This is a genomic window from Paraburkholderia sp. 31.1, from assembly GCF_014397645.1.
Taxonomy (GTDB): Bacteria; Pseudomonadota; Gammaproteobacteria; order Burkholderiales; family Burkholderiaceae; genus Paraburkholderia; species Paraburkholderia tuberum.
Window position 1 is genome coordinate 116194 of the sequence record NZ_VZQN01000001.1, and the last position, 12596, is coordinate 128789.

Sequence of the window (12596 nt, forward strand, 5' to 3'; positions counted from 1 at the left end):
CCGCGATGAACGAAGCATCTCCCTCGGCGGTGATCCTGAGGCCCGCCTCCCGCCAGCAGGGGTTCGATTTCGACGTGACGATCGTCGGCGCCGGGCCGGTCGGCCTCGCGCTCGCCGGCTGGCTCGCGCGCCGCAGCGTGACGCGCGAGCTGAAGATCGCGCTCGTCGACGCGCGCGAGCCGGAAGACTCGATCGCCGATCCGCGCGCGATCGCGGTCTCGCACGGCAGCCGGATGATCCTCGAGCCGCTGCGCTGGCCCGCCGACGCCACCGCGATCGAGCGCATCCACGTGTCGCAACGCGGTCATTTCGGCCGCACGCTGATCGATCATCGCGAGCACGGCCTGCCCGCGCTCGGCTACGTGCTGCGCTATGGCTCGATCGTGCATGGCCTCGCCGACGCCGTGCATGCGACGCCGGTCCACTGGTTCCGCTCGACCTCGGCCGGCGCGCCGGTTCAGGAGCTCGACGGCGTCACGCTGCCGATCGAAACCGCGGGCGTCGCGCGCCAGTTGCGCACGCGGATTCTGGTCAACGCCGAGGGCGGCCTGTTCGGCGACCAGAAGCACGCGAAAAATCCGAGCCGCGCCACGGACGAATCCGCCGGCGCACGCGACATCGGTAAAAACAGCGCCGGCTCGCGCGACTACGGCCAGACCGCGCTGGTCGGCACGGTCACCGTGTCCGCGCCGCAGCCGCACGTCGCATGGGAGCGCTTCACGTCGCAAGGTCCGATCGCGCTACTGCCGATGGGTGGCGTGCGTGGTGCCGACTACGCGCTCGTCTGGTGCTGCGCGCCCGACGAAGCCGCGCGCCGCGCGCAGCTTTCCGACGAAGCGTTCCTGCGCGAGCTCGACGCCGCGTTCGGCAACCGCATGGGCCGCTTTACGCACCTCAAGGGTCGCGCGTCGTTCCCGCTCGGTCTCAACACGGTCGACACGCTGGTGAACGGCCACATCGTCGCGATCGGCAATGCGGCGCAGACGTTGCATCCGGTAGCCGGCCAGGGCCTCAATCTGGGCTTGCGCGATGCGCACGCGCTCGTCGACGCGCTGTCGGCCGAAGGCCCGACCCCGCTCGCGCTCGCCACCTTCGCGCAACGCCGCGCGCTCGACCGGCGCCTGACGATCGGCTCGACCGACACGCTCGCGCGCCTCTTTACCGTCGACTTCGCGCCGCTCGCGGTACTGCGCGGCCTCGCCCTGACCGCACTCGAATTCGTGCCGCCGGTCAAAACCGCGCTCGCCCGGCAGATGATGTTCGGCCAGCGCCGTTAAGCGCGAGAAATCGCTGCGCGGTTCTATGAGCCGGGCGACTTTCATAGAAGATTTAACGGGTTACGAGACTCGGTTCGCGAGTCCCGGCAACCCGTTAACGCTAAAATAGCGGTTTTCCCTCGCATTTCGCGCTGCGCCGGCTGTCACGATTGTCAAATCCTGGCCCGTCGTCGGCGCGCGCTCACGCCATGCCCCCTCTCGGCCCCCACAATCTGCGTAACAACCTGTTCGTCGCCCCGATGGCCGGCGTGACCGACCGACCGTTCCGCCAGCTGTGCAAACGGCTCGGCGCGGGCTATGCGGTGTCGGAAATGGTCGCGTCGAACGCGCAGCTGTGGAAGAGCGAAAAGACCATGCGCCGCGCGAACCACGAAGGCGAGGTCGAGCCGATCGCGGTGCAGATCGCCGGCGCGGACCCGGAGATGATGGCCGAAGCCGCCCGCTACAACGTCGCGAACGGCGCGCAGATCATCGACATCAACATGGGCTGCCCCGCCAAGAAGGTCTGCAACGTCGCGGCCGGCTCGGCGCTGCTGCAAAACGAACCGCTCGTGCAGCGCATCGTCGAGGCCGTCGTGAACGCGGTCGGCGTCGGGCCCGACGCGGTGCCCGTCACGCTGAAAATCCGCACCGGCTGGAATCGCGAGAACAAAAACGCGCTGAACGTCGCGCGTCTCGCGCAAGCAGCGGGCATTTCGATGCTGACCGTGCACGGCCGCACGCGCGCGGACCTGTACCACGGCGACGCCGAGTACGAAACCATCGCCGCGGTAAAGGCGGCGGTGCGCATTCCGGTCGTCGCGAACGGCGACATCACGTCGCCGCAAAAGGCGCGCGAGGTGCTCGCCGCGACCGGCGCGGACGCGATCATGATCGGGCGCGCCGCGCAGGGACGTCCGTGGCTGTTCCGCGAGATCGAGCATTTCCTGCAAACGGGCGAGTTGCTGCCGCCGCCGCGCATCGACGAAATCCAGCAGGTGATGAACGAACATCTCGAAGATCACTACGCTTTTTACGGAGAATTTACCGGTGTCCGCACTGCGCGCAAGCACATCGGCTGGTACACTCGCGGCCTTTCTGGCGCCAACCTGTTCCGGCATCGCATGAATACGCTGGACACCACGCGCGAACAACTCCTCGCCGTCAACGAGTTCTTTGACGCGCAAAAGGCGATCTCAGACCGCCTCGTCTACGTCGACGAAGCGCCCGGCAACCCCGGGCTCGACAGCGAGAGCGAGGACAACTCCGACCGACTGGCAGCATGAGCAAGAACAACATCGAACAATCTGTCCGCGACAGCCTGGACGTGTATTTCCAGGATCTCGACGGCTCCAATCCGCACGACGTCTACGACATGGTCATTTCATGCGTGGAAAAACCCTTGCTCGAAGTGGTGCTCGAGCAGGCCGGCGGCAACCAGTCGCTGGCCGCCGAGTATCTCGGCATCAACCGCAATACGCTGCGCAAGAAGCTGCAACAACACGGTTTGCTGTAGCGCGTCGTAGTTTCTCGCGCCCTGCCACGTTTCCCTTCGGCTTTTCGTCTTCATCATGATCAAGCAAGCGCTCATCTCCGTTTCCGACAAGTCCGGCATCGTCGACTTCGCCAAATCGCTGTCGGACCTCGGCATCAAGATCCTGTCGACCGGCGGCACCGCGAAACTGCTCGCGGACGCGGGCCTGTCCGTCACCGAAGTCGCCGACTACACGGGCTTCCCGGAAATGCTCGACGGGCGCGTGAAAACATTGCATCCGAAGGTGCACGGCGGCATCCTCGCGCGCCGCGACCTGCCCGAGCACATGGCCGCGCTCGAGAAGCACGACATTCCGACCATCGACCTGCTGGTCGTGAACCTGTACCCGTTCGTGCAGACCGTGTCGAAGGAAGAATGCTCGCTCGAGGACGCGATCGAGAACATCGACATCGGCGGCCCGACGATGCTGCGCTCGGCCGCGAAGAATCACCGCGACGTGACGGTGGTGGTCGATCCGGCCGACTACGCGGTCGTGCTCGACGAAATGCGCTCGCACGGCAACACGGTGTCGTACAAGACGAACTTCCGCCTCGCGACCAAGGTGTACGCGCACACCGCGCAATACGACGGCGCGATCACGAACTACCTGACGAGCCTGACCGACGAGTTGCGGCATTCGTCGCGCAACGAGTACCCGGCCACCTTCAACATGGCGTTCGACAAGGTGCAGGACCTGCGCTACGGCGAAAACCCGCATCAGAGCGCGGCGTTCTACCGCGACCTGGCGGTGCCGGCCGGCGCGCTCGCGAATTACAACCAGTTGCAGGGCAAGGAACTGTCGTACAACAACATCGCCGACTCCGACGCGGCGTGGGAATGCGTGAAGACCTTCGACGTGCCGGCCTGCGTGATCGTCAAACACGCGAATCCATGCGGCGTCGCGCTCGGCGCGGACGCTCACGAAGCGTATTCGAAAGCATTCCAGACCGATCCGACCTCGGCGTTCGGCGGCATCATCGCGTTCAACCGTGAAGTCGACGAAGCGAGCGCGCAAGCGGTGGCGAAGCAGTTCGTCGAAGTGCTGATCGCGCCGTCGTTCAGCGCCGAAGCGCGTCAGGTGTTCGCGGCGAAGCAGAACGTGCGTCTGCTCGAAATCACGCTGGGCGAAGGCCATAACACGTTCGATCTGAAGCGCGTCGGCGGCGGTCTGCTCGTGCAGTCGCTCGACTCGAAGAACGTGCAGCCGCGCGAACTGCGCGTCGTCACGAAGCGTCATCCGACGCCGAAGGAAATGGACGACCTGCTGTTCGCATGGCGAGTCGCGAAGTACGTGAAGTCGAACGCGATCGTGTTCTGCGCGAACGGTATGACGCTCGGCGTCGGCGCGGGTCAGATGAGCCGCGTGGACTCGGCGCGCATCGCGAGCATCAAGGCGCAGAACGCCGGTCTGAGGCTGGCCGGTTCGGCGGTCGCATCGGACGCGTTCTTCCCGTTCCGCGACGGTCTCGACGTGGTCGTCGCGGCAGGCGCGACCTGCGTGATCCAGCCGGGCGGCTCGGTGCGCGACGACGAAGTGGTCAGCGCCGCCGACGAGCACAACATCGCGATGGTGCTGACTGGCGTGCGTCACTTCCGTCATTGATCGGCTGAAGTTCGGTAGCCGCAAGACAGGCCCGGCGGGTTGTCCCGCCGGGCCTTTTGTTTCGCGGCGACGCGTTCAATCGTCCGGCTCTTTGCGCGCATAACCGTCCCGCACCTGCGCATGCTGGCTGATGTACGTGCCCAAACCCCGGCCCCGCCGCGCGAGACGCTTCAGCACCGCGACATGTTCGGCGCCGACACTCGCCTCTGTGTACCAATACACGACGCCCGGCCGAAAACGCACCTTGATGAAATCGTCGCCGATTTCGTAAGCGTCGACACCCGAGTCGCCGCTGAGATTGCGGTAGCGCTCCATTCCCGATCGCCCTCCTTGCGCAAAGCCTTTAGCAGCTTTTATTCCGCTAAGCATGCTGCCAGCGGACCGCCGCGCGCCGCGTTCGATGTAGTATCGCAGGCACCTGGTTTTTATCGTTTGTGCGGCACCTCATGAGAATTCTCGGCATCGACCCCGGCCTGCGCGTGACCGGCTTCGGCGTGATCGAACAACACGGCCACACACTGAGCTACGTCGCGAGCGGCGTGATCCGCACCGCCGACGCCGATCTGCCGTCGCGGCTCGGCACCATCTTCGCGGGCATCTCGACGCTGATCCGCGAGCACGCGCCGGATCAGGCGGCCATCGAAAAAGTCTTCGTCAACGTCAATCCGCAGTCGACGCTGCTGCTCGGCCAGGCGCGCGGCGCCGCGATCTGCGGGCTCGTCGCGGGCGGCGTGCCGGTCGCCGAATACACCGCGCTGCAGCTGAAGCAGTCGGTGGTCGGCTATGGCCGCGCGACCAAGGAGCAAATGCAGCAGATGGTCGTGCGGCTGCTGAGCCTGGCGGGCGTGCCCGGCACCGACGCCGCCGACGCGCTCGGCATGGCCATCTGCCACGCGCACGGCGGCTCGACGCTGAGCACGCTCGGCGGCATCGCACCGGCGCTCGCGAAGAAGGGCTTGCGAGTGCGGCGCGGGCGTCTGGTCGGCTAGCGCAACTATGCCCCGCGCCGCCGATCCGCTGCGCTACACTCGCGCTTTCCCATCCGACTCTGAAAACTAATCCGCCATGATCGGTCGCATTGCCGGCGTTCTGCTGGAAAAAAATCCGCCGCATCTGCTCGTCGACTGCAACGGCGTCGGCTATGAAGTGGACGTGCCGATGAGCACTTTCTACAACCTGCCGTCGACCGGCGAGCGCATCGTGCTGCTCACGCAGATGATCGTTCGCGAGGACGCGCATCTGCTGTACGGCTTCGGCACCGCGCAGGAACGCTCGACGTTCCGCGAGCTGCTGAAGATTTCCGGCATCGGCGCGCGCATGGCGCTCGCGGTGCTGTCGGGCATGAGCGTCGCGGAGCTCGCGCAGACCGTCACGGTGCAGGACGCCGCGCGCCTCACGCGTGTACCGGGCATCGGCAAGAAGACCGCCGAGCGGCTGCTGCTCGAACTGAAGGGCAAGCTCGGCGCCGACCTCGGCGCGATGGCGGGCGCCGCGTCGCCATCCGACCACGCCTCCGACATCCTCAATGCGCTGCTCGCGCTCGGCTACTCGGAAAAAGAAGCGCTCGCGGCGATCAAGAACGTGCCGGCCGGTACGGGCGTGTCCGAGGGCATCAAGCTCGCGTTGAAGGCGCTGTCGAAGGGCTAAGCGCCAAGCCGCGCGCGGTACAATGACCGCATGATCGAAACCGACAAACTCGCCGCCGAGCGCATCATCGCGGCCACGCCCGTGTCGCCGAACGAAGAAGCGTTCGAGCGCGCGCTGCGCCCGCGTCAGCTCGACGAATATGTCGGGCAGGAGAAAGTGCGCGGCCAGCTCGAAATCTTCATCGAGGCCGCGAAGCGCCGTTCCGAATCGCTGGACCACGTGCTGCTGTTCGGGCCGCCGGGCCTCGGCAAGACCACGCTCGCGCACATCATCGCGCGCGAGATGGGCGTCAATCTGCGGCAAACGTCGGGGCCGGTGCTCGAACGCGCCGGCGACCTCGCCGCGCTGCTGACCAATCTCGAAGCCAACGACGTTCTTTTCATCGACGAAATCCACCGGCTCTCGCCGGTCGTCGAGGAAATCCTGTATCCAGCGCTCGAGGATTATCAGATCGACATCATGATCGGCGAAGGGCCGGCCGCGCGCAGCGTGAAGCTCGATCTGCAGCCGTTCACGCTGGTCGGCGCGACCACGCGCGCGGGTATGCTGACCAATCCGCTGCGCGACCGCTTCGGCATCGTCGCGCGACTCGAGTTCTATAACGCCGAGGAGCTCGCGCGCATCGTCACGCGTTCGGCCGCGCTGCTCGGCGCGCAGATCCATCCGGACGGCGCGGTCGAAATCGCCCGTCGCGCGCGCGGCACGCCGCGCATCGCGAACCGCCTGCTGCGGCGCGTGCGCGACTTCGCCGAAGTGAAGGCCGACGGCAACATCACCGCGCAGGTGGCCGACGCCGCGCTCAGGATGCTCGACGTCGACGCGGTCGGCTTCGACCTGATGGACCGCAAGCTGCTCGAAGCGATCCTGCACAAGTTCGACGGTGGCCCGGTCGGTGTCGACAACCTCGCCGCGGCGATCGGCGAGGAGCGCGACACGATCGAAGACGTGCTCGAGCCGTATCTGATCCAGCAGGGCTTCCTGCAGCGCACGCCGCGCGGCCGCATCGCCACGCTGCTCACGTACCGGCATTTCGGACTGGCCGCGCCGGATTCGGCGAGCGCGCGGCCGGGTCTGTGGGATTCCACGAACTGAGTCACGCGACGAGGCCGACCAGGATGTCAGACCAGACCCAGCAACCCGGCCCTTCCAACCGTTCACCTGTCAATCCCGCCGGCGACCCGTCCGGCAATGTCACGCGGCGCCTCACCCACCGCCTGCGCTCGAAGCTCGCCGCCGGCGTCACGCATCTGACGACCGGCAGCGGACCGGTGCTCGACTACTCGTCGCCGCCGGGCGACCCCGGTCTGTTCGGGCCGGACTCCGTCTGCTGGAAGGTCCACGCCGACTTCACGTCGATGATGACCGGCGGCATCAGCGCGCTGCTGCTTCAGGCGCTGCATCCGCTCGCGCTCGCGGGCGTTTGGGATCACTCGAGCTTTCGCACCGACATCCTGGGCCGGCTGCGTCGCACGGCGACGTTCATCGCCGGCACAACGTACGGCAGCAAGAACGATGCGCTCGCGCTGATCGAGCGCGTGAAGCGCATTCATCTCGACGTGACCGGCGTCGCACCGGACGGCCAGTCGTATCGCGCGAGCGAGCCCGCGCTGCTGACGTGGGTGCACGTCGCGGAAGCGTCGAGCTTCATGACCGCGCACCTGCGCTATGTGAATCCGGTGCTGTCCGTCGCGGCGCAGGATCAATACTTCGCGGAAACCGCGCGCATCGCGGAAATGCTCGGCGCCGTCGATATTCCGCGCTCGCGCGCCGAGATCGAGGCGTACCTGCTCGCGATGCGGCCCGCGCTCGTCGCGAGCGAGCGCACGCGCGAAGTCGTGAGAATTCTGATGAACGCGCCGGCACCGAGCTTCGCGATGCGGCCCGCTGGCACGCTAATGCTCAACGCGGGGGTCGATCTGTTGCCCGACTGGGCGCAGACGATGCTCGGCTTGAATCGCCACGCGGCGCTGCGTCGAACCTTCGCGCGGCCTGGCGTGCGGTTCGTCGCGCCGGTGATCCGCTGGGCGCTGGTCAATGGGGTATCGAAGCGGGCTCGGCGCCGCGCGGCGGCGGCGGTGCGGGAGCAGGATTGATTGCGGCACGCGTCTCGGGCCATTGCCCGCCTTTGCTTAGCGCCCCGGTCCCTTCCTGAAACCATCATCGTCGGCGCTGCCCGCGTCGAGATGCGTTACGTCCGCCCACGACACGATCGTCGCGCGACCGTCCCCGTAATCCACGACGTTCAGGCTGGTGTTCAGCAGCGGGTAGTCGCGCGGTGCGTCGAGCCGCATGCCGGTTGCAAAGCGGCGCACGCAGTCGAGCACGCCGCCATGCGTGACACAGGCGATGCGCCCGCCCGGATGCGCGGCGACGAGCGGCTCGATCGCATGCACGATGCGGTGGTAGAACACGCGGTGCGACTCGCCCTCGGGCGGCGCGAAGCCAGGATCGCGGGTTTGCCACTGCGCGTATTCGTCGGGGAAACGCAGCGCGATCTCGTCGCTGTCATGGCCCTGGAACGCGCCGTACGAGCGCTCGCGCAAGTTCTCGCGCGGCTGCAGCGGCAGGCCGAGCGCCTCGCCGATCGGCTGCGCGGTCTGCTGCGCGCGCTGCAAGTCGCTCGAATAGATCGCGTCGAGCCGCGCGCCCTGCTTCGCCTCGTCGGCGAGGCGCTGCGCGAGACGTCGCGCCTGCGTGATGCCGGTCGTCGCGAGCGGAATGTCGATGTGGCCTTGAATGCGCTTGATGCGGTTCCAGTCGGTCTCGCCGTGCCGGATAAACAGGATCTGCGTCGTCATGAGAGAGAGGTGCCGTTCGCGGTTGTGTCGAGCGACTATTGTCGCAAAAAGCAGCGGCACGGCCCGCGTGCGGCGACGGCGTGCTCGAACGTTTGCGTTCTTTTACGCGTTGGTCTGCAACCAGAACGTGACCGGCCCGTCGTTGACGAGCGACACCTGCATATCCGCGCCGAACTCGCCAGTCTCGACGATCGGATGCTTCGCGCGCGCGGCGGCGACGAAGTAGTCGAACAGGCGCTTGCCCTCGTCGGGCGGCGCGGCCGGCGTGAAGCTCGGGCGCAGGCCGCTGTTGGTATCGGCCGCGAGCGTGAACTGCGACACGAGCAGCAGGCCGCCCGCGCGTCCGGCGCCGTCGAGATTCTGCACCGACAGGTTCATCTTGCCGGCCGCGTCGCTGAACACGCGGTAACCGAGCACCTTGGCGAGCAGCTTGTCGGCCGTGGCCTCGGTGTCGCCGCGCTCCGCGCAGACGAGCGCGAGCAGGCCCGCGTCGATCGCGCCGGTCACGCGATCGGCGACGCGCACTTCGGCGCGCCGCACGCGTTGGATCAGCGCGATCACGCCGTCAGCGTCACGCGCGCGAAACGGCGCTTGCCGACCTGCACGACGTACTCGCCAGCTTCGACCTTCAGGCCCTTGTCGGACACCGCGGTGCCGTCGATCTTCACGCCGCCTTGCTCGATATTGCGCAGCGCCTCGCTCGTCGACGGTACGAGGTTCGCCTGCTTCAGCAACTGGCCGATCGCGAGCGGTGCGCCCGCGAGCGTCACGGCCGGGATGTCGTCGGGCACGCCGCCCTTCGCGCGATGGTTGAAGTCCTCGAGCGCGCGTTCGGCGTCCGCCTGCGAGTGGAAACGCGCGACGATTTCCTGGCCGAGCATCACCTTGAAATCGCGCGGATTACGGCCCGCGTCGGCCTCGCGCTTGAAGCCGGCGATTTCGTCCATCGGACGGAACGACAGCAGTTCGAAGTACCGCCACATCAGCGTGTCGGAGATGCTCATCAGCTTGCCGAACATGTCGGTCGGCTTTTCGCTGATGCCGATGTAGTTGTTCTTCGACTTCGACATCTTCTCGACGCCGTCGAGCCCTTCGAGCAGCGGCATCGTCAGGATGCACTGCTGCTCCTGGCCGTACTGCTTCTGCAACTCGCGACCAACCAGCAGGTTGAACTTCTGATCCGTGCCGCCGAGCTCCAGGTCCGCGTTCAGCGCGACCGAGTCGTAGCCCTGCATCAGCGGGTACAGGAATTCGTGGATCGAGATCGGCACGCCGCCCTGGAAGCGCTTCGTGAAGTCCTCGCGCTCGAGAATGCGTGCGACCGTGTAGCGCGACGCAAGCTTGATCATGCCGTCGGCGCCTAGCGGCATCGACCATTCGCTGTTGTAGCGAATCTCGGTCTTGTCGCGATCGAGCACGAGCGCGGCTTGCTCGAAATAGGTCTTCGCGTTCGATTCGATCTGCTCGCGCGTGAGCGGCGGGCGGGTCGCGTTGCGCCCGGACGGGTCGCCGATCAGCGACGTGAAGTCGCCGATCAGGAAAATCACCGTGTGGCCGAGGTCCTGCAACTGGCGCATCTTGTTCAGCACGACCGTGTGGCCGATGTGGATGTCGGGTGCAGTCGGATCGAGCCCGAGCTTGATGCGCAGCGGCTTGGCCGTCGCCGCGCTGCGCGCGAGCTTTTGCGCGAATTCGTCTTCGATCAGCAGTTCGTCGACGCCGCGCCTGGTCACGGCGAGCGCGTGACGGACTTCGTCGGTGATCGGGAAGGCGGAAGCGGGATTGGGCTGGGTGGACTCGGTGCTCATGCTGGAAACGTGAAGTCGCGAAAAAACAGGATTGTCCCATAGATGCGCGCCGCCGCGCCCACTCACGCGCCCCGCACGGCCCCGCAATGGGCCAATTCGTTGCGGCTCGCGTCACCTTCGCCGTTTGCGCCGATAATCTGCTACAACGAATCGGAATGAACATCGACAGGAGCAGCGACGTGGCGCAAGATCCCGCAGACGGCATCTATTTCGGACTGATGTCGGGAACCAGCATGGACGGTGTGGACGGCGTGGCCGTCCGGTTTGCCAAAGGGAAGCCGCCCGAGGTGCTGGCCGAGGCGTTCGTCGGCTTTTCGGCCGGCATCCGCGAAGCGCTGTTCGCGCTGCAACAGCCGGGGGACAACGAGATCGAGCGCGAGGCGCTCGCCGCCAACGCGCTCGCGACGCGCTACACGGTGTGCTGCCACGATCTGCTGCGCGACAGCCGCGTATCGGCCGATGACGTCCGTGCGATCGGCGTGCATGGGCAGACCGTGCGGCATCGGCCGGAAAAGGGGTATACGCGACAGATCAACAACCCGGCGCTGCTCGCGGAAATGCTGCATATCGACGTGGTCGCCGATTTCCGCAGCCGCGACGTCGCGGCAGGCGGCCAGGGCGCGCCGCTCGTGCCCGCTTTTCACGCGACGATCTTCGGTGCGAAGGACGAAACGCGCGTCGTCTGCAATCTTGGCGGAATCAGCAACATCACGATCCTGAACGCGACCGGCGGCGTGCGCGGCTTCGACTGCGGCCCGGCGAACGCGCTGCTCGACGCATGGGCCGAGCGCCAGCTCGGCAAGCCATTCGACGAAAACGGTCATTTCGCGGCGAGTGGCCAGGTCGATCGCAAGCTGCTGAACGCGTTGCTCGACGAACCATTCTTCGCAGAGCAGCCGCCCAAGAGCACCGGCCGCGATCTGTTCAACACCGCATGGCTCGATGCGAAGCTCGAGCCGTTCTCCGCGCTCGCAGCAGCCGACGTACAGGCGACGCTCGTCGCGCTGACCGCGGTGACGGTCGCGCGCGAGATTGAGCGGCATGCATCCGATGCGCGGGCCGTGTACGTGTGCGGCGGCGGCGCGCGCAATCCGGAGATCATGAAGGCGTTGCAGCAGGCGCTCGAAGACAGTGGTGTAAGCGGCGTGCCCGTGATGACGACCGACGCGCTCGGCGTGCCGCCGAGCCAGGTCGAGCCGCTCGCGTTCGCGTGGCTCGCGATGCGCTGCATCGCGCGTCTGCCGGGCAGTCTGCCAAGCGTGACCGGGGCATCCGCGGAGCGGGTGTTGGGGGCTATTTATCCGCGCTGAGAAAAGGCAGATGCGAACAAACCCACGCCTCTTGATGTCGCGGGTTGCCTCTGCGGCGCGAAAACAATAAAAAAACGGCGCCGAGGCGCCGTTTTCACTGTGGCACGAAGAGCCTGTCCGCTCAGACCGAGAACGACGAACCGCAACCGCAGGTCGTGCTCGCGTTCGGGTTTTTGATGACGAACTGCGCGCCGTTGATGTCGTCCTTGTAGTCGATCTCTGCGCCGACCAGGTACTGGTAGCTCATCGAGTCGATCAGCAGCTGGACGCCGCTCTTGTTCATCACGGTGTCGTCTTCGTTGATCGCTTCATCAAACGTGAAGCCGTATTGGAAGCCCGAGCAGCCGCCGCCCTGCACGAACACGCGCAGCTTGAGCTCCGGGTTGCCTTCCTCATCGATCAGTTGCTTGACCTTGTCAGCCGCTGCGTCGGTGAAGACGAAGGGGGCCGGCATCTCGGTCACGGGGGTGTCGGTGACTGCGTTCATTCGAACTCTCCAAATAGCTTTAGCCGATATTGTAGGGCTGTTCCGGATATCGTGCTGAAGCCCACAAAATCAATGGGTTCTTGCTGCAAGGTCGATGCAAGGCGAGCCGATGCCGCTTGAGCGAACGAGACCGGCCCGCGAACCCCGGCAAAC

Annotated in this window: 14 protein-coding genes; 9 read left to right on the forward strand and 5 right to left on the reverse strand. The window is 66.2% G+C overall.

Annotation, left to right across the window (positions count from 1 at the left end):
• Nucleotides 1–5: 5 nt before the first annotated feature.
• From F6X37_RS00535 to purH, 4 genes are all read left to right on the forward strand, one after another.
• Nucleotides 6–1277, forward strand: a complete 1272-nt coding sequence (locus F6X37_RS00535) for a UbiH/UbiF/VisC/COQ6 family ubiquinone biosynthesis hydroxylase (RefSeq protein WP_187609958.1) — start codon at nucleotides 6–8, stop codon at nucleotides 1275–1277.
• A gap of 188 nt (nucleotides 1278–1465) precedes the next feature.
• Nucleotides 1466–2542, forward strand: a complete 1077-nt coding sequence (dusB, locus tag F6X37_RS00540) for a tRNA dihydrouridine synthase DusB (protein WP_090801809.1) — start codon at nucleotides 1466–1468, stop codon at nucleotides 2540–2542.
• Nucleotides 2539–2772, forward strand: coding sequence for a Fis family transcriptional regulator (locus F6X37_RS00545; RefSeq protein WP_008919619.1), 234 nt, complete (start codon nucleotides 2539–2541; stop codon nucleotides 2770–2772). Before dusB ends, F6X37_RS00545 begins: the two co-directional genes overlap by 4 nt.
• Nucleotides 2773–2827: 55 nt before the next feature.
• Nucleotides 2828–4393, forward strand: a complete 1566-nt coding sequence (gene purH / locus F6X37_RS00550; protein ID WP_187609959.1) for a bifunctional phosphoribosylaminoimidazolecarboxamide formyltransferase/IMP cyclohydrolase — start codon at nucleotides 2828–2830, stop codon at nucleotides 4391–4393.
• A gap of 75 nt (nucleotides 4394–4468) precedes the next feature.
• On the opposite strand, the gene F6X37_RS00555 is transcribed toward purH, so the two are convergent.
• Nucleotides 4469–4708 carry a hypothetical protein gene (locus F6X37_RS00555; RefSeq protein ID WP_018421774.1) on the reverse strand — a complete coding sequence of 80 codons (240 nt, stop codon included), beginning with the start codon at nucleotides 4706–4708 and terminating at the stop codon, nucleotides 4469–4471.
• A gap of 131 nt (nucleotides 4709–4839) precedes the next feature.
• Here F6X37_RS00555 and ruvC point away from each other — a divergent pair, with 131 nt between their 5' ends.
• The 4 genes from ruvC to F6X37_RS00575 all read left to right on the forward strand — a co-directional run bounded on the left by ruvC (nucleotide 4840) and on the right by F6X37_RS00575 (nucleotide 8133).
• On the forward strand, nucleotides 4840–5382 hold the full coding sequence (ruvC, locus tag F6X37_RS00560) for a crossover junction endodeoxyribonuclease RuvC (RefSeq protein WP_090801813.1): 543 nt from the start codon (nucleotides 4840–4842) through the stop codon (nucleotides 5380–5382).
• 76 nt (nucleotides 5383–5458) lie between these two features.
• Entirely contained in the window at nucleotides 5459–6040 is a 582-nt protein-coding gene (gene ruvA / locus F6X37_RS00565; protein ID WP_187609960.1) for a Holliday junction branch migration protein RuvA, read from the forward strand.
• A 30-nt stretch (nucleotides 6041–6070) separates the two neighbouring features.
• Nucleotides 6071–7132 carry a Holliday junction branch migration DNA helicase RuvB gene (gene ruvB / locus F6X37_RS00570; RefSeq protein ID WP_090801816.1) on the forward strand — a complete coding sequence of 354 codons (1062 nt, stop codon included), beginning with the start codon at nucleotides 6071–6073 and terminating at the stop codon, nucleotides 7130–7132.
• 23 nt (nucleotides 7133–7155) lie between these two features.
• The gene (locus F6X37_RS00575; RefSeq protein ID WP_187609961.1) at nucleotides 7156–8133 is read left to right on the forward strand and encodes an oxygenase MpaB family protein; all 978 of its coding nucleotides are present in this window, start codon (nucleotides 7156–7158) and stop codon (nucleotides 8131–8133) included.
• 36 nt (nucleotides 8134–8169) lie between these two features.
• Here the strand turns inward: F6X37_RS00575 and F6X37_RS00580 are convergent, their stop codons facing one another.
• The 3 genes from F6X37_RS00580 to tyrS all read right to left on the reverse strand — a co-directional run bounded on the left by F6X37_RS00580 (nucleotide 8170) and on the right by tyrS (nucleotide 10646).
• A complete protein-coding gene (locus tag F6X37_RS00580; RefSeq protein ID WP_187609962.1) occupies nucleotides 8170–8838 on the reverse strand; it encodes a histidine phosphatase family protein in 669 nt (222 codons plus the stop codon).
• Nucleotides 8839–8940: 102 nt separating this feature from the next.
• Complete coding sequence (dtd, locus tag F6X37_RS00585; RefSeq protein ID WP_184022941.1) at nucleotides 8941–9399, reverse strand: D-aminoacyl-tRNA deacylase; 459 nt, start codon at nucleotides 9397–9399, stop codon at nucleotides 8941–8943.
• On the reverse strand, nucleotides 9396–10646 hold the full coding sequence (gene tyrS, locus F6X37_RS00590) for a tyrosine--tRNA ligase (RefSeq protein ID WP_187609963.1): 1251 nt from the start codon (nucleotides 10644–10646) through the stop codon (nucleotides 9396–9398). The genes dtd and tyrS overlap by 4 nt, the downstream gene beginning before the upstream one ends.
• A gap of 179 nt (nucleotides 10647–10825) precedes the next feature.
• Between tyrS and F6X37_RS00595 the strand changes: the two genes are divergently transcribed.
• Nucleotides 10826–11956, forward strand: a complete 1131-nt coding sequence (locus F6X37_RS00595; protein ID WP_187610025.1) for an anhydro-N-acetylmuramic acid kinase — start codon at nucleotides 10826–10828, stop codon at nucleotides 11954–11956.
• 121 nt (nucleotides 11957–12077) lie between these two features.
• On the opposite strand, the gene erpA is transcribed toward F6X37_RS00595, so the two are convergent.
• A complete protein-coding gene (erpA, locus tag F6X37_RS00600; protein WP_027198818.1) occupies nucleotides 12078–12443 on the reverse strand; it encodes an iron-sulfur cluster insertion protein ErpA in 366 nt (121 codons plus the stop codon).
• Between the last annotated feature and the right edge of the window lie 153 nt (nucleotides 12444–12596).